The following is a 16,343-nucleotide window of genomic DNA, read 5'->3' as shown; positions in this document are numbered from 1 at the left end:
AGATCTGGAACTCGGCCAGCGTTTACGTAGTTTTCGTGTCGGCGCGGGACTGTCGCAACGGGCTCTGGCAAAGCGTGCCGGTGTCACCAATTCGACGATTTCCCTGATCGAATCCGGTCAGGTGAATCCATCGGTTGGGGCGCTCAAAAGAATCCTCAAGGGCATCCCGGTCAAGCTGTCGGAATTCTTTGTTTACGAACCCGAGCCGGAAAAAACCGTGTTCTATGCTGCCGAGGAATTGACCGAGATCGGCAAGGGTGGCGTTTCATTGCAGCAGGTGGGCACCAACCCGTTTGGCCGCGCGATGATGATCCTGAAAGAGACTTATCAGGCCGGCGCCGATACCGGACGGGTGATGTACGGGCATGACGCAGAAGAAGGCGGTATCGTAATCGCCGGTCGCGTCGAGGTTACCGTGGGTGAACAACGCAAGATCCTGGGCCCCGGCGATGCCTATTATTTCGACAGTCGCACCCCGCACCGGTTCCGGCAGGTCGGATCGGAAGAATGTGTGATCATCAGCGCTTGTACGCCGCCAACATTCTGACCGAAAAACCCAATTATTATTAATAAGTTAATAAGAAGCAGACCCATGCGGACTTCGCATGCCTGTCATGCATAAACAGCTCTTTTTTTAGGCGCTCTACAGGCATATCTGCGGATTTATCGAACACGGATGTGCTCGACTGCAAATGAGCCGATTGCCGTAGGGATGTTAGACCCCAGAGCGTCAGCCACAGCATCGAACTGAACAGTGCAGAGTCTATGGAACAGACCTTGCGACTAGGAGCAAAGAAATGAGCAACGACATCAAAAAATCTGTCGAACTCACCTTGTCGGTGGTGACCGGAGCCGCTTTGATCTTCACGTTGGCAGTTGCGCACGTTCTCTGAGGATTTCCCAGGGTACCTAACAAGTGCTGATTTGAATGGTTAGAAAAAAGGCCGGACCTGCAAGGGTCCGGCCTTTCTTGTTTTTGAGCCGCTGGAATAGATGACCCGGCGCAAGCTCTTCCGGATCAGTTGCCCAGCAGCAGCTCCGGCAGCCACAGCGAGATCTGGGGAACAAAGGTTGTCAGCGCCAGGGTCGGCAACCATGCGAAGATGATGAAAGTCAGCGTCGGCAGCAACATGCTGGAAACCGGCGTCTTGGTGATCTTCGCACCCAGATACAGCAGCGGTGCTGTCGGCGGAGTGATGTTTGCCATGCCCAGATTGACCCCCAGAACAGCAGCGAAATGGATCGGGTCCATGCCGACACCGGTCACAATCGGCAGCAGGATCGGTGTCGACAGCAGCAACCCGCTGATATCGTCCATCAACATGCCGATCAGGATCATCACCAGGTTGACCATCAGCAGGATGACGATCGGGTTTTCCGACACCGAGTAGACCAGATCCTTGGCAATATAGGGGATGTCTTCGAAAATCAGGAACTTGCTGACGATCAGCACCATGAAGATCATCACCATGACCACACCGATGATCACACCTGCATCGGTCAGTGCATCAAGCAGCGTGCGCCAGGTCAGACCGCGATAGACATAGATTGCAACCGGAATGGCGTAGACAACCGCAACACCCGCCGCTTCGGTCGGGGTCATGATGCCCCCATAGATGCCGCCCAGGATAATCAGCGGCATCAGCAGCGCCGGAAACGCCAGCGTTGTCTTCTGGCGAAAGGCCAGCTTGAAGTTTTCCGGCCGGTCCATCAGCTTGATGTCGTCATTCTTGCGCAGCATGAACTGGTTCACCACGATCAGCAGGGTGATCAGAATGATGGCTGGAATGACTGTCGACAGGAAACACTTCAGCACCGATTGCTGCGCAACCCAGCCATAAAGGATGTGGTTGGCGCTTGGCGGAATCAGCAGGCCCAATGGGCTGGCACAGACGATCAGCGCAGCCGATTGACCTGCGGGGTAATTCGCGGCTCTCAGATGCGGCATCATGATACTGCCGATACAGGTCAGCGTTGCGTTGGCGGCGCCGGAGATCGATCCGAAAACACCACAGGCCAGAACCGTCGCCGCACTCAGACCGCCTTTTAGGTGGCCAATGAACAGCTCGGCCAGACCGACCAGCGGAGCGGCGATTTTGCCGCGCTCCATCACCGTACCGGCGATCATGAACAGCGGAATGGCAAGAAGAACGAGCGAACGCAGTTTCGTTGATCCCGACGGCAGATAGCCAGTGACATCATGCCCACCCATGGTCGCCAGGAACAGAAGCACCGCCCCGAACGCGACATATACGCTCACACCCAGCAGCAACATGCCGCAGATGATGATCAGACTGCCTGCAATGATCATTGGCCTGCCTTCCCTTCGTTGTTTTTATTTTCGATTTCAATGTCATCTCCGAATTCGACTTCAACGCCACGGATATGAGCGTAAAGGTAGGCCGCCGCGAATACCGTCATGAAGAAGAAGCCCAGGAAGATGGACAGCCGCCAGGCGAAATACGGGATCTTCAGGGCCGGTGTGGTCTTCCAGATCGGGTATTTTGCCACCTCTTCCGCCAGCATCAAGTAGCCCCAGTAAAGGATCGCCGCAGTCACCAGAAACTCGATGGTCAGCACGATCAGGCGCCGCCACCGGCGCAGTCTTGGGTCCTTGATGATAATGCCGAGAATATCGGCATTGATATGGTGGCCACGTTCCGAGGCCAGGGCGGACCCCGCAAAAAAGCCCCAGAAACAGACCGCCAGCAGCCATTCCTCATAGGCGAACAGGTCACCGTTGAAGCCATAACGGATGATCACCACCAGAAAAAAGGTGACCGACATCAGAAAGCCGCTGAAAATCACGATCCAGCGCATCAGTCGCAAGGATCCCCGAAGCGGAATTCCAACGGTTTTGGGTAAAATATCGGTAATGTGTGCCATTCGTCCCTGTTCTCCAAAACGGTTATTATTATTGAGGGGCCGCCGTTGCGGCCCCTCTCAAATTTTCGACGTGATGCTTAGTTCAAGCTGGCAAGCAGACGATCGATCAGATCCTTGCCAACGCTGTCTTCCAGTAGCGGCCAGATATCGGTGCGCACCTTGTTGGCCATCGCCTGCTGCTCTTCCGGCGACAGCTTCAGGATGGTGTAGCCGCTTTCGACCAGCTTCTGTTCGAAGGCCGCATCGCTTTCACGGTTAAAGGCAAAGAAATCGTCCGACGCTTTGGTGAACGCGGCCTGAACCACGGCGCGCTGTTCTTCGTTCAGCTCGTCCCAGGTTTTCTGCGATGCGTAGTAAGTGGTGTTTTCCGGGATCGAGTTGTACTGGACGAAGTGCGACCCCACGTTGCTTTGCGCAAAGATCGAGTAGGTCGCGGTCTTGGTGCAGCAGATGGCGCCGTCCACGATGCCCGACTGGATCGCCGGGAAGATGTCACCCCAGGACATGGTGGTGGCCTGGAAGCCCAGGGTTTCGACCATCGACTTCACGACATTCGACGACCAGACACGGATGTTCATGTCTTTGGCGTCGAAGTTGTTCCAGTTCTTGGGCTCTTCGGTGGCAACGATGCCCACGAAGCCTTCGGGGTTCTGGCCCAGCACGCGAACGCCGTGATCGGCCAGGATTTCGTTCAGGATGACGTTGTATTCGGAATCCAGATCACGGATGACCGAGTTCATTTCATCCCAGTTGTTGACCAGGAACGGCATCGACAGGAATTCCAGCCGCTGGTCGGTATCTGCATACAGGAAAGCAGCGGCGAAATCGATGTTGCCACGCGCGACGTCTTCCAGCAGCGCTTCGCCGGATCCCAGCTGGTTGGCCGGGAAAACCGAGACCCGCAAGCCAACATCAGCGGCCTCGATATCGGTCTTGATCTGTTCCATCATCTTGGAACCCTGATGGTCGACCGGGAACACGCCGGCAAATTTCAGGCGCATGTCGCCGGCGCTTGCCGGCAGTGCCAGCAGCGATGCAACGGCGCCGATCTGCAGGCCTTTGATGATCGAAGAAAACTTCATTTGGTACTCTCCCTTGAGGTTGGTGGTTTCCGATGAACGCTACATCACGCAGGTACAAAAAATGGGTCGGACCCCAACGCATGCTGGAGTTCGAGCAGGTGATCCTTCAGTTCTGACGGTGTTGGCAGTTCGTTAAACAGGAATACCATTTCGGTGATTTCGCAAACAATAGCCGGAACGACCAAATACCGGTATTGGCTGGGTGATTTACCCAAATATGACGTCTCCGTTGGGTGATCGCCCCGGATGGCAACACCAGCTGCTTTTTTCAGAATTTTCGGTTGGTTTTTTGCGGCTTTCTTGGGCTGCAGATCAGCTTGCATTCAGTTGCCGCGCGTCAGGCTCTGACGGCCATCGAAGGCCCAATATTCGGCGCTTCATGGCGGAAGATCGATCCGACAACTCGTTTCTTTGAAAGAGGTCAGGGACAGTTCCCAACGAACATTCGGCCAGCACAGGCTTATCGACCGGCGCTTAGGACGATAGACAGCGGTGTAAAGCGTGCCGAAGCCACGACTGAACGCGGTCGAATAAAGCGGTGGCCGCAGGAAAGCGCGGACGAATTTCTCGATTGGTTCGACATGCAGTGTCAGACGCTGCAGCAGGTATCTTTCGCGCTCAACCGTCGCCGTGAACCGGGCGTGGGATTCCCACTCGACCCGTTCCTGGTGGTTGGTGGCGACCGGCGAATGCGTCAGCGCGGTGGGACGGTCCGGAGCCATCAACGCGGTCAGGTAATTGCGTTTGGCATCCAGCACGGTGACATTATAGCTCATATGCGACGGAACGCGTTTGAGCGCTTCACCCGCTTCCTTCGCAGTTTCGCAAGTCTGCAAGATATAGCGGATAATCAGCGGTACCCCGAACCCATCGCCCACCACCCGACGACCACCAAAGGTCAACGACACCGCCAAACCGGCATCGTTCACACCGTCGACCAGTCCAAACATGCCATCACTGGTGCCAATGACACCGCGCCCTTGCCAATTGGTTTTGAGGATCAGCTTGTCGAAGGCTTGCGGGCTGTAGTCGTAGTTGCGCACCAACACCGGTTCCTTGCCCGGCCAGATCGCTTGTGAGCAGCCTGTCAGATAGGGCGGCGGACAATAGAAACTCAGAAACCGCGCCGCTGAATCCGAACCGCCTGCCCATTCGCACAGCTCTTCGTAAAGCGGCACGATCTCGGGCATGTATTTTTCAAGCGCGCGTACCCCTTCCAGATAGGATGGCCGGGCCTCGATACCGTCACGAACCCACCATTGATGATAGGCCGGCCAATATTCCTGAAACAGCCCGGCCCATTTCGGGCCGGGCGCGTCTTCCCCGACGGAACGCCAGGTCATATGCGTGGATATGCTGATCTCATCCTCCGCCAGCGTCACAGCATCTTGAAGGCAGGATCGGCGAATTCAGGACCGGCGGCCGCCGAACTGATCGGCTTGGCGCTGACCGCGTTCTTGATGCCGTGAATCCAGCGCTTGCCGCGTTCGTTCAGCTGGAAATTCGGCGTCATTGAACGGCCGCGGGTCACCAGGATACCGATATCGGCCCCTTCATAGCGGTAATCGCCAGGCTTGAGGATGCGCAGGAAGAACGCTTCGTTTTCGCTTTCAACCGCACGTCTGTGATAGTCGAACCGGTCATAAACCACGCGACCGTCTTCCAGCATGTGGTAGATCCCGGTTTCGGGCATCTCGGTCACGATGTCGACGCTGTCTTCGGTATGCTTGATCACCATCTGTGACCAGCTGTCGATCATCTTGGGATCGGCCCAGCGTCCGTTCAGCTCGTCCACGTCCAACTTGAACTTGCGCTTGGAGAACTCAAGCAGGTGGAACAGGAACAGCGGCGCATCCGCATGCGCGAAAGCCGCGTGGTTGGTCATCGACGACGCGCCGGTGATACGCGGATTCAGCTCGCCTAGCCAGATGTCGTTGGTTTTCTTGTCGATCAGGAAATCCAGTTCGAAATAACCGCGATAGCCTTCCTTGCGCAGCTGTTCGCCGAATTTGAAGGTCAGCTCGCGGGCCTTCTGGCGGATCTTCGGCGGGAAGGCCGTCGAGAAGATTTCGTTACCACACCAGCCACCGCGATAGGGGGTCAGTTCTTTAAAACCAACCAATTCGGTCATCAGCGGGCCGACGATGGTGCCTTCCTTGGTCGCACAGCCTTCGATTGCCGATCCACGGCAGTCGATCCGCTTCATGATCTTGATTTCGCCCTGATCGACGATCTCGTGCTCGTGCTTGCGGAAGTCGGCCTCGGACTTGATGAAGAAGGTTGTGTGGCCACTGTCGCCGAAGGCCGACTGCAGCACCAGGTCATTTCCAAGCCCCGCCTCTTGCGAGATCTCTTCCAGATGCGCGTAGCTTTCCACCTTGCTCAGCGTGTTGGGCACCGAAGGTACACCGGCCTTGTTGCCAATGCGGACGGTTTCGATCTTGTCGTCCATCTTGGTCCGCAGCTTGGCCTTGGGGAACCAGATCTCGCCGCCCAGCTCCTTCACCAGGCGCTCGGTTTCCTCGTCGAACATCAGGAAGACGAACTTCGGCTTGCCGCCACGCCGCTTCACCAGGTCGATCACCTCTTTATGCTGCAAGAGGTAGTTGTTGATCTCTTCGATCGACTGGAATTCGGCATGCGGTGCTTCAGAGGGGATAAATGTATTTGGGTGCCGGCCATCATAGCAATCGATATAGCAGATGTATTTGAAGTTCTTGCTCCATTCATCCAGCCCCAACAGATTGAAGTTGGTCGCGGACACAAAATATATCGGCTCTTCGTTGCGATGAAAATGCCGCCGGATTTCCGAAATGTTGTTTAGTACAGTCGTGGGCATCAGATATCTCCCTCAGTTCGATTTTCTGTTTGTTTTTGTTTGTGCCTCCAAGGCCTCTTGAGTGAAAACGCGCAGACCCAGCTCCGGCCGATAGCCGTGAATTTCGCTGACGTCGAGCGCGCGCATGAATGCGAGAATTTCCTCGCTGATCACCTGCCCGGGAACCAGGATCGGAAACCCGGGCGGATAGGGAATGATGAAGCTGGCTGAGACTACGTCCTGACCGCTTTCCATCGCGGCCTTGATCGAGCCATCGAGTTCCAGATAGTCACAATTGTTGTCGTCATAGGCGAGAAAGAAAGCACTGCGAATATCGCCTTCAGGGGTTTCCGCACCGGCGCGGAACGCATCGTGGAACCGGCTGAAATCGGGCAAGGGCGGCAGATCTTCCATCAGGTTGGCAACCCGGCGCTCAAAACCCAGCCGTTCCATGCGCGACGCGTCGTCCAAGAGGTCGTCCAGATCCTTTGCAATCTCGACCAGCACCTCGATCAGATAGGCGATCGAGGATCGCGTTGTGCCGATATTGGTCATGAACAGCACGGTATTGCGTGAGGTTTTGTTGATCTGGATCCCGTATTTATCCATCAGGATCTTGGTCTTGAACGTGTCCCCTTCCCAGCCGGTATGGCCCACCGCCAGTGTCACACGCGTGGCATCCAAGGCGAATTCATCCTGCACCCATGAATCGTGCTGATCGCCGGACCAGCCGGTATCGGCGTCATAGTAGCTTGAGAAACCGCTTTCACGATGCGCCTCGGGGATCATGTCGGCGGCAGTGAGGACCTTGAAATATTTCTGCAGCAGCGGATGGGTCATGATCGCCTTGCGCAGCGACATCGCCGCCTCTTGTTGGCGCTGCACGAACTCATATCCCTCCAGCTCAACCTGACGACGCCCGACATCAAGCGAAGCGATGATCTGATAGTTGGGTGAAGTCGAGGTGTGGGTCATGTAGGCTTCGTGGAAGGCCTGTTCCACCTCGCCTTTGAATTCCTGATCGTTGACGTGGATCATCGATCCCTGCCGCAGCGAAGTCAGCGTCTTGTGCGTCGACTGCGTGGTATAAACCCGCACCCGCGCATCGGGCGGTGGCAGCAAACGGGTGTTCAGCAGCGTTTCGTTATCCGCATCGGCCAATTCGGCCTGTTGCGCGGCATAGGCCTGGGCATATTTTTCCGAACGCAACCGGCGCCGCAGCGTGTTTGCCGCCGCCATGCCGGTGCGTTTACGATAGGTCGGACTGAACCGGGCAAAGGCAAACCAGGCCTCGTCCCACAGGAAGATCAGGTCGGGCTTAATCGCCAGGCATTCTTCCATCACCCGCTCGACGTTATACACAATGCCGTCGAATGTGCAGTTGGTCAGCAACAGCATGCGCACCTTGTCCAGCTTGCCCGCCGCTTTCAACTCCAGCAGTTGATGCTTGATCTCATGCAGCGGGACCGCGCCATACATTGAGTATTCATTGATCGGATAGCTATCGAGATAGCAGACCTGCGCACCGGCCAGCACCATGCCGTAATGGTGTGATTTATGGCAATCGCGGTCGACCAGCACGATATCACCGGGGCGCACCAGCGCCTGCACCACGATCTTGTTGCAGGTCGAGGTCCCGTTGGTGGCAAAGAAGGTCTGTTTCGATCCGAAGGCCCGGCTGGCCAGTTCCTGCGCTTCCTTGATCGGCCCGTGCGGTTCCAGCAGACTGTCGAGACCACCCGACGTGGCCGAAGTTTCCGCCAGGAAGATGTTGGGACCATAAAAGGCGCCCATGTCCTGAATCCAGTGACTGCGCGAGATTGACTTGCCACGGCTGATCGGCATCGCATGGAACACGCCGGTGGGTTGTGCCGAAAAATCCTTGAGCGCGGTAAAGAACGGCGTCTTGTAGCGCGATTGCACCCCCCGGATGATGTTCAGGTGCAGTTCGACAAAGTCTTCCTGATTGTAGAATACCCGCCGGCAGATCCCCAGGTCGAATCCCGCGATCTCCTCGACGGATCGGTCGGTCACCAAGTAGGCATCCAACTCGGGGCGGACCTCGGCGATCAGGCGGCAAAGCTCGGGGCCGTAGGCGTCGTTTTGCAGCGTGTTCAGATAGTCGGCACCTCCGACCAGCTCCAGATAACGGGTCAAGACCGGCGACTCGACCTTCGAGCGCAGCCGCAGCCCAGGACGCACTACGATGGCCTGAATGTTGTAATTGAACAGAACGCCGATCAGCGCGTCTTCAAAACTGGGTACGATGACGGGTTGATAGTGAAACGGGTCCTCGGGGCGCTGCATGCGCTGAAAGTTCGACTTCAGCCAACGCTCCTGATGCTCGTTCAAGTCATCGACGATCATCACCTCGAAATAGGGCTTGGCCAGTGCGCGTGCCTCGACCGACTGCATCGCCTCGTCTTCGTAATCCTCGATATCCGACACTTCCCGGTCGAGAGGAATGTGGCGGCGGCGATAAGCCCCCGAGGTCAGTGCGCGGGTGACGCGTTCGACCGAAAAGGCGGCATCGGTATAATTACCGTGTTCGAATTGCCGCCGAATGTGATCGAAGGCCTGAACCCCGGGAAAGGCCCAGAAGGTTTCCGTAAGTGACAGCGAGTCGAACAGCGCAATCACCGCTGCCCGATCCTTGGAAGTGTCGCGGCTTTGTCCAGCATTTACCAGGCGCCGTAAGTCTTCGCGCAGCGCGTTCCAGTGATCTGACCTCAGCTGTATGGCCGAGTAGTATTTATTCTCATTCAGCATCTCGGGCCCTTTAAATCTAACTTTCGGTCATTCGCGTCTGCAATGAAAGAAACGGCCGGCATGCTGGTTCTTTCATTGCAAAAACTATTTACAATTTCCGTGTCAGCTTGCTTCGGCCAGCAACGAGGCGTTGCCGCCAGCAGCAGTGGTGTCAATGCAGATGTGCCGTTCCAACAGACAACGCTCGGCAAGATCGAGTTCCGCCAGCAGCGGGATCAAACGTCCCTCACGACCCGCCAGCGCAATGCGCGCTTCGCGCAGCGCGTCTTCAGATCCCCAATAGGCGACACCGTGATACCCTTCCAGATTGGCCAGATCACGAAGATCCAGGCTGCCATTCAGGGCATGCTCTCCCTCGGCCCCCGGCGCGATCTGCACCGCGCGACAACCATTCGCTTCGGCAATTTGCGCTTGACGTTTCGCCAGTTCGGCGGTTGGCCCCAAGCACAGGATCACCCCTCGCCCAAAGGTCGACAGCATGTTGGATTCACCGGTCGGTCCAGGCAGAATCGTTGTCTCGATCTCGACGCGCTCGGCCGCTGGTACCTGCTTCAGAAGATCCGTCACATCCGATGCCGAGAGCGGTGCGCCGTCTGCCGCTTCACATGTCTCGATCGCCGGTTTGGTGAACCGTTTGACATAGGCCGGGCCACCGGCCTTGGGGCCTGTGCCCGAAAGCCCTTCACCACCAAAGGGCTGCGATCCCACGATCGCGCCGATCTGGTTGCGGTTGATATACATGTTGCCCACGTTCAGCCGCTCGGTCACCTGCTGGATCCGGTCATCGATGCGCGAATGCATGCCGAATGTCAGGCCGAAGCGCGAAGCATTGATGGTGTCGACCACCTTGTCCAGATCGCGGGATTTGAAGGTCGCGAAATGCAGCACCGGACCGAAGATTTCGCGCTCCATATCCTCGATCCCGTTCACCCGGATCACGGTCGGGGCGACGAAGGTGCCCTGGTTCGGGATGGTCTGTTCCTTCATGATCCGGCCTTCGGCGCGGGCGGCGTCGATGTAATCCTGAATGCCGCTGCGCGCCTTTTCGTTGATCACCGGACCGATATCGGTGGACAGATCCCAGGGATTGCCAACCACCTGTTCATCCATCGCGCCAAAGAGCATTTCCAGGAAAGTCTCGGCGACATCTTCCTGAACATAGAGACAGCGCAGCGCCGAACAGCGCTGACCGGCCGATTGGAAGGCCGAGGCGATGATGTCCTTGATCGCCTGCTCGGGCAACGCGGTCGAATCGACGATCATTGCGTTCAGACCGCCGGTTTCGGCAATCAGTGGCGCGGTTGGATCGATCTGCGCCGCCATCGTGCGGTTGATCCGCTGTGCGGTGGCGGTCGAGCCGGTGAAGCACACCCCGGCAATGCGCGCATCCGAAGTCAGCGCGGCGCCTACCACCGCGCCATGGCCCGGCAACAGTTGCAACGCTTCAGCGGGCACGCCTGCCTTGTGCATCAGACGCACGGCGATCGCCGCATTGATCGCGGTGGATTCCGCCGGTTTGGCCAGCACACCATTGCCAGCGGCCAGTGCCGCCGCTATCTGGCCGGTGAAGATCGCCAGCGGGAAGTTCCACGGGCTGATACAGGTGAAGATCCCGCGTGCCGGCTGGTCCAGCTCGGTGCCGCGGGCGCCGTAGTAGCGCAGGAAGTCCACCGCTTCGCGCAGCTCGGCAATCGCATCCATCGGCGTCTTGCCAGCCTCTCGGGTCAATGCGGCAAAGATCTCGCCATAATGCTCTTCATAAAGATCGGCAGCGCGGAACAGCACTTTTCTGCGCTCTTCTGGCGAGGCCGTCCAGGGGGCTGCGTTTTCCAGCGCAGCTTCGACATCCTCGGCCGAAGCCAGGGTTACTTCGCCTACCTGATCGGTCGGGTCAGCGGGGTTGCGGACGGTTTCGGCTTCGCCACCTTCTGCAGCCGCCACGGTTGCAGGCCCAACATTCCACTGGATAGCCTGGAACGGCGTCCGGGCCTTTTCGAGATCTGCCAGATCGTCGACAGAGTGCAGATCCCAGCCTCGGGAATTGTCCCGCTCCTCGCCGTAAAGATCGATCGGACGCAACACTGCGGTATTGCTGGCATCCGGATCATAGACATTGAAGGGATCGGCCGCGACCACCTCGGCCGGGACGGTTTCATCGACGATCTGGTTCACGAAGGATGAATTGGCGCCATTTTCCAGCAGGCGGCGCACCAGATAGGCCAGCAGATCGCGATGTGCCCCGACTGGCGCATAGATCCGGCAACGGGTGCCGTTGTTGTTCCGAGTGATCTTGTGCAGCGCCTCGCCCATCCCGTGCAAGCGCTGGAACTCATACTTCGACGGATCGTCGGCCAGTTCCAGAACGGCGGCGACGGTCTGGGCGTTGTGGGTCGCGAATTGCGGATAGATGCGGTCGGTGTAACCCAACAGCTTCTTTGCATTGGCGATATAGGAGATATCGGTGGCCACTTTCTGAGTGAACAGCGGGAAGCCTTCCAGCCCTTCGACCTGGGCGCGCTTGATCTCGGTATCCCAATAGGCGCCCTTCACCAGCCGTACCATGATCTTGCGGTCCAGCTCGGTCGCCAGGGCATACAGCCAGTCCAGCACATGGCTGGCGCGGCGACCATAGGCCTGTACCACCACGCCGAAACCATCCCAGCCGCGCAGCGACGGATCGCGCAGCACTGCCTCGATCACATCGAGCGAGATATCCAGCCGGTCGGCCTCTTCCGCGTCGATGTTCAGCCCCATGCCGGCCGCCTTGGCCGCTTGTGCCAGTTCCAGCGTGCGCGGCACCAGCTCTTCCATCACGCGGGCCTTCTGGCCGACCTCATAGCGCGGATGCAGCGCCGACAGCTTGATCGAGATGCCGGGGTTTTCGCGAATGTCTTCCGAGGTGCACTGACCGGCCAGCTTGCGGATGGCGCCGGAATAGGCATCGAAGAACGTGTCGGCATCGGCCTGGGTCAGCGCCGCTTCGCCCAGCATATCGTAGGAATAGGTATAGCCTTTGCCGACATTCTTCTTGCCGCGCTGCAATGCCTCTTCGATGGTCTGCCCCAGAACGAACTGTGCACCCATTTCCTTCATGGCGCGGCCCACTGCGGTGCGGATCACCGGCTCGCCCAACCGCTTTACCGCACCGCGCAGAACGCCTGCGATCCCCGGCTGATCGTCGTTCAGCACCTTGCCGGTCAGCATCAGCGCCCAGGTGGATGCGTTCACCAGCGAAGAGCTGGAATGCCCCAGATGCTTGCCCCATTCCGACGGCGCGATCTTGTCTTCGATCAGCGCATCGATGGTGTCGGCATCGGGTACCCGCAGCAGCGCTTCGGCCAGGCACATCAACGCAACGCCCTCGTCCGTTGATAGACCATATTCGGCCAGGAACACATCCATCAGGCCAGGCTTGGCATCGTTGCGAATACCGTTGATCAGGGCAACCGCATCGCGCTTGATGTTTTCGCGCTGCGTTTCCGTAATTCCGGCACCTTCAATCAGTTCACCGATCACCAGCTTTTCGTCACGCGTGTGATAGGCCCGGATCTGAGTGCGGATTTCCTGCGAAGCGGTCATTTGGTGGCTCCCTGTGTTCAAGTTCCCTCCACGCTACCACATGGCCATTAGGCGTTTTGCCTGTTGTTGTTATACCGCTAGGCATTTGTTACGTTTATTCCAAGCAATATGGGCGGAAGAGGCTACCGGGATGCAGAACTCCAGCGATTTGGACCAAATCGACCGCAATATACTGAAAGTCCTCGGCAAAAACGGCAGAATCACGGTGACGGAACTGGCGAAAATTGTGGGACTGTCAAAGACTCCCTGCCAGATCCGCCTAAAACGCCTGATCAAAGACGACTTCATTCAAGGCTTCAAAGCCAGACTGAACCCGGCCAAGATGGGGCTGGAACATGTGGCCTTTGTCGAGGTCAAGATGTCGAACACCAACGAAGACGCCCTGCTGGCTTTCAACAGCGCGGTATTGGAAATCCCCGAGGTCGAACAATGCCACATGATCGCCGGTAATTTTGACTATCTTCTCAAGATCCGAACCCCTGACATTCTATGCTACCGGAAGGTATTGGCAGAGTCCGTGTCCGGGCTTCCCTATGTCGCCAGCACCTCGACGCATGTGTCGATGCAATCGGTGAAAGACGAAATCAGCTGATCGGCATCCGGACGCTGCTTTGAGCCGCTTTCCCTTCGCTATTTAAGCGAAGGACCGCGCATCGGCCCATCGCCGCTGCCTTCGATCTCATCGATATCGTTACGCACCCAGAAAAACCGGAATCCAAAGCTGCGCAGCCATTTTTCGATGCGATCCAGACTGGACCATTCGCGGCGCAGTCCCCGGGCGGACAGCACAAGCGCCCATTGCCCATCCACCAGAAAATAGACGGTCCAGGTGTTCGGATGCTTGGTTTGATCCGCAAATCCGCCGCTGATGATCTCGCGCGGGGTACGTACTGCAACAGGGTAGTCGCCCAGCCGGTTTTCCGTCGCCAGATTCAGCAATTCGTTTTGCCGGATTGTAAAGGTCGGGAGAGGCGTTTCTTCAACAGTCGACGCGTCGTCGGTCAAATCACCACTCCCTCGCAGGATTCGCAGCAAACACAGTTCATCGTCAGCCTATCAGTCGGCGGCTTCGGTTTCCAATTCATCGCCCGCTTCGGCCGGAACCAGCCCCTGATGCGCGGCGCGACGCTGTTCTAGCTCTTCCGCGCTCAGCTGTTCAAGCCGGGTCGCAATTGTCCAGATATGGCCGAATGGGTCATGCAGCGTGGCGCTGCGTTCACCCCAATAGGTATCCTGCAGATCGGAAACCAGACGCGCACCGGCTTTGACGGCAACCGCAACAACGGTATCGGCATCGGCCACATACATGTGCTGAGCGACCGGCGCCGCGGCCCCTGCCTGCGTTGGGACATGGCCCGACACCTGCCACCCCTGGGTGACGAACATCATCGAATTGCCGATCTTGATCGAGGCAAAACGCGTATCTTCGTCAGCATCCCTGGCGCAGATCTCCGCATCGAACGCCGCGTTGTAAAAGGCCAGTGCCGCGGGAACATCCACTACGGCCAGCGACGTCGTGCAGGTCCGGAACCCGCGCGGGCGGATTGCAGGTTTCTTCTTCATTGCATCGTTCTCCATCTCAGGCGGACGCATATACAAACGTGGAATGCGTGACGCCTCGACTACACTATGGGGCATTCTGTAGTTGATTTTGCTTGAACTGGCAACACCATGAAGCATAATGTTGGCCAAACCCCCAGAGAGGGCACGAATGTTCATGCTTGAAGTCCGCCATCATCACGGCATTCCGACGTTCCCTCATCAATCAAACGCAGGCGGTGTTACGCATTGCACCGAACCAAGCCCCAACCAACCGACAGGAGTCAGGGTATGAGCAAATTCGCGATTGCCGGCATCCAGATGCACATCACGACCCACAACAACCTTCCAGAGATGCGCAAGCGGCTGGCGTTGCTCATGCATATGTATCCATGGGTTGAGATGGTGCTGTTCAGCGAATTGGCGGCGCATGGACCTGTCTTGCACGCCACGCAACCGGCGGGTGGTGAGTTCGAACAGGCATTCTGCGAGATGGCCAAACACTACGATATCTGGCTGCAACCCGGCACCTATTTTGAAAGCCGCGATGGCAAGACCTACAACACCGCGCCGGTGATCAACCCACAGGGCGAGGTCGTGACCCGCTATCGCAAGATGTTCCCCTTTACGCCTTACGAAGAAGGTGTAACCCCGGGCGAGGACTTCTGCGTCTTTGACGTGCCGAATGTGGGCCGCTTCGGCCTGTCGATCTGCTACGATGTCTGGTTCCCGGAAGTGACGCGCACCCTGGCCTCGATGGGGGCCGAGGTTCTGATCAATCCGGTCAATGCCAGCTTCATCGACCGCGGATCGGATATCGCCTGTGCCCGCGCCTCGGCTGCGATGTTCCAGATGTATGTATTCCACATCAATGGTCTGCTGGCTGGCGGCAATGGTTACAGCCAGGTGTTCGATCCGGCCGGCTATTGCCTGCACGCCGGCTGCGTGCAGGAAGAGATGATCCCGATCGAGGTGGATTTCGAACTGGTACGCCGCCAGCGTCAGCGCGGGGTTCTGAATATGGGGCAACCGCTTAAAAGCTTCCGTGACTCCAGCGTCAAGTTCCCGATCTATCAGGAAGGGTATCACTCGGATTACCTTGAGACGCTGGGCCCGCTTGAAAAGGCCAGACGCGAACGGTGAGCTGCTGCGCCAGCTTGATCCCTGTATCTGCCGGACACCCGTTCGCATCGCGACCGGGTGTTCCAACCGACACGCGATCCGGGCCACGGCATCGGATCCCGAAGCCGCCGAGATATGCGGCGTCGACGCCCGCCAGGCGCTCCGCGCGGCGGCAGCGATTGCGGTGACGCTTGCCGCACTGGCCGGGGTTTTCCTGGCCATGCAGGGGCAGGATACGCCCTATTCGGGCCCGGCACAGTTGCTCTTCGCATTCGAGGTGGTGGTGATCGGCGGCATCATCCTTGGCCCGGTTATGGGCGCGGTTCTGTTGTTCGCATTGCAGGAACTCTTCGGCGATTTCGGGGCGTGGTATCTGGCGGGTATCGGCGCGGTCGCGATCCTGTTTGCGCTTAATGCACCTCAAGGAATCATAGGACTGTTGCACGACCGGACCGGGATGGATCCGCTTTCAGCGCGCAAGTTGTGGGTGGGGAGATTATCATGAAACTCGTAGAACGGCCAAAACCACTTAAGGGTCTGGCCCCCAT

The 16,343-nt window shown here is 57.8% G+C and carries 14 protein-coding genes; 4 read left to right on the top strand and 10 right to left on the bottom strand.

Annotation, left to right across the window (positions count from 1 at the left end; genetic code table 11):
* The first annotated feature begins 4 nt into the window (after positions 1 to 4).
* A complete protein-coding gene (locus GKC28_RS19470; RefSeq protein WP_368041150.1) occupies positions 5 to 547 on the top strand; it encodes a cupin domain-containing protein in 543 nt (180 codons plus the stop codon).
* Between the two features lie 471 nt (positions 548 to 1,018).
* Here the strand turns inward: GKC28_RS19470 and GKC28_RS19465 are convergent, their stop codons facing one another.
* The 8 genes from GKC28_RS19465 to putA form a co-directional block, all read right to left on the bottom strand.
* On the bottom strand, positions 1,019 to 2,311 hold the full coding sequence (locus GKC28_RS19465; protein ID WP_174148661.1) for a TRAP transporter large permease: 1,293 nt from the start codon (positions 2,309 to 2,311) through the stop codon (positions 1,019 to 1,021).
* Positions 2,308 to 2,886: a TRAP transporter small permease gene (locus GKC28_RS19460; RefSeq protein WP_174148660.1), complete on the bottom strand. Its 579-nt coding sequence runs from the start codon at positions 2,884 to 2,886 to the stop codon at positions 2,308 to 2,310. The genes GKC28_RS19465 and GKC28_RS19460 overlap by 4 nt, the downstream gene beginning before the upstream one ends.
* Before the next feature lie 77 nt (positions 2,887 to 2,963).
* Positions 2,964 to 3,968 carry a TRAP transporter substrate-binding protein DctP gene (gene dctP / locus GKC28_RS19455; protein ID WP_174148659.1) on the bottom strand — a complete coding sequence of 335 codons (1,005 nt, stop codon included), beginning with the start codon at positions 3,966 to 3,968 and terminating at the stop codon, positions 2,964 to 2,966.
* Positions 3,969 to 4,012: 44 nt separating this feature from the next.
* The gene (locus GKC28_RS19450; protein ID WP_174148658.1) at positions 4,013 to 4,291 is read right to left on the bottom strand and encodes a hypothetical protein; all 279 of its coding nucleotides are present in this window, start codon (positions 4,289 to 4,291) and stop codon (positions 4,013 to 4,015) included.
* A 54-nt stretch (positions 4,292 to 4,345) separates the two neighbouring features.
* Complete coding sequence (locus GKC28_RS19445) at positions 4,346 to 5,311, bottom strand: C45 family autoproteolytic acyltransferase/hydolase (RefSeq protein WP_174148657.1); 966 nt, start codon at positions 5,309 to 5,311, stop codon at positions 4,346 to 4,348.
* Positions 5,312 to 5,346: 35 nt separating this feature from the next.
* Positions 5,347 to 6,807 carry a biotin carboxylase gene (locus tag GKC28_RS19440; RefSeq protein WP_174148656.1) on the bottom strand — a complete coding sequence of 487 codons (1,461 nt, stop codon included), beginning with the start codon at positions 6,805 to 6,807 and terminating at the stop codon, positions 5,347 to 5,349.
* Between the two features lie 12 nt (positions 6,808 to 6,819).
* Entirely contained in the window at positions 6,820 to 9,555 is a 2,736-nt protein-coding gene (locus GKC28_RS19435) for an aminotransferase class I/II-fold pyridoxal phosphate-dependent enzyme (protein ID WP_174148655.1), read from the bottom strand.
* A gap of 102 nt (positions 9,556 to 9,657) precedes the next feature.
* Positions 9,658 to 13,134, bottom strand: coding sequence for a bifunctional proline dehydrogenase/L-glutamate gamma-semialdehyde dehydrogenase PutA (putA, locus tag GKC28_RS19430; RefSeq protein WP_174148654.1), 3,477 nt, complete (start codon positions 13,132 to 13,134; stop codon positions 9,658 to 9,660).
* A gap of 130 nt (positions 13,135 to 13,264) precedes the next feature.
* Between putA and GKC28_RS19425 the strand changes: the two genes are divergently transcribed.
* Complete coding sequence (locus GKC28_RS19425) at positions 13,265 to 13,726, top strand: Lrp/AsnC family transcriptional regulator (RefSeq protein WP_174148653.1); 462 nt, start codon at positions 13,265 to 13,267, stop codon at positions 13,724 to 13,726.
* Positions 13,727 to 13,764: 38 nt separating this feature from the next.
* On the opposite strand, the gene GKC28_RS19420 is transcribed toward GKC28_RS19425, so the two are convergent.
* Positions 13,765 to 14,139 carry a hypothetical protein gene (locus GKC28_RS19420; protein ID WP_254604318.1) on the bottom strand — a complete coding sequence of 125 codons (375 nt, stop codon included), beginning with the start codon at positions 14,137 to 14,139 and terminating at the stop codon, positions 13,765 to 13,767.
* A gap of 51 nt (positions 14,140 to 14,190) precedes the next feature.
* A complete protein-coding gene (locus GKC28_RS19415; protein WP_254604317.1) occupies positions 14,191 to 14,697 on the bottom strand; it encodes a VOC family protein in 507 nt (168 codons plus the stop codon).
* A 267-nt stretch (positions 14,698 to 14,964) separates the two neighbouring features.
* On the opposite strand from GKC28_RS19415, the gene GKC28_RS19410 reads away from it, so the two are divergent.
* Together GKC28_RS19410 and GKC28_RS19405 are read left to right on the top strand one after the other, a co-directional pair.
* Positions 14,965 to 15,816 carry a carbon-nitrogen hydrolase family protein gene (locus GKC28_RS19410; RefSeq protein WP_174148652.1) on the top strand — a complete coding sequence of 284 codons (852 nt, stop codon included), beginning with the start codon at positions 14,965 to 14,967 and terminating at the stop codon, positions 15,814 to 15,816.
* Complete coding sequence (locus tag GKC28_RS19405) at positions 15,791 to 16,300, top strand: hypothetical protein (RefSeq protein WP_174148651.1); 510 nt, start codon at positions 15,791 to 15,793, stop codon at positions 16,298 to 16,300. Before GKC28_RS19410 ends, GKC28_RS19405 begins: the two co-directional genes overlap by 26 nt.
* Positions 16,301 to 16,343 lie beyond the last annotated feature (43 nt).

It is taken from the genome of Leisingera sp. ANG59, assembly GCF_013317235.1.
Classification (GTDB): Bacteria; Pseudomonadota; Alphaproteobacteria; order Rhodobacterales; family Rhodobacteraceae; genus Leisingera.
Note: the sequence above shows the minus strand (reverse complement) of the source record. Positions and strands in the feature narration are given on the sequence as shown.

Coding starts and splice junctions, on each gene's coding strand:
- GKC28_RS19465 (WP_174148661.1), bottom strand. CDS start 2,311: ATGATCATTGCAGGCAGTCTGATCATCATCTGCGGCATGTTGCTGCTG.
- GKC28_RS19460 (WP_174148660.1), bottom strand. CDS start 2,886: ATGGCACACATTACCGATATTTTACCCAAAACCGTTGGAATTCCGCTT.
- dctP (WP_174148659.1), bottom strand. CDS start 3,968: ATGAAGTTTTCTTCGATCATCAAAGGCCTGCAGATCGGCGCCGTTGCA.
- GKC28_RS19450 (WP_174148658.1), bottom strand. CDS start 4,291: ATGCAAGCTGATCTGCAGCCCAAGAAAGCCGCAAAAAACCAACCGAAA.
- GKC28_RS19445 (WP_174148657.1), bottom strand. CDS start 5,311: ATGACCTGGCGTTCCGTCGGGGAAGACGCGCCCGGCCCGAAATGGGCC.
- GKC28_RS19440 (WP_174148656.1), bottom strand. CDS start 6,807: ATGCCCACGACTGTACTAAACAACATTTCGGAAATCCGGCGGCATTTT.
- GKC28_RS19435 (WP_174148655.1), bottom strand. CDS start 9,555: ATGCTGAATGAGAATAAATACTACTCGGCCATACAGCTGAGGTCAGAT.
- putA (WP_174148654.1), bottom strand. CDS start 13,134: ATGACCGCTTCGCAGGAAATCCGCACTCAGATCCGGGCCTATCACACG.
- GKC28_RS19425 (WP_174148653.1), top strand. CDS start 13,265: ATGCAGAACTCCAGCGATTTGGACCAAATCGACCGCAATATACTGAAA.
- GKC28_RS19415 (WP_254604317.1), bottom strand. CDS start 14,697: ATGAAGAAGAAACCTGCAATCCGCCCGCGCGGGTTCCGGACCTGCACG.
- GKC28_RS19410 (WP_174148652.1), top strand. CDS start 14,965: ATGAGCAAATTCGCGATTGCCGGCATCCAGATGCACATCACGACCCAC.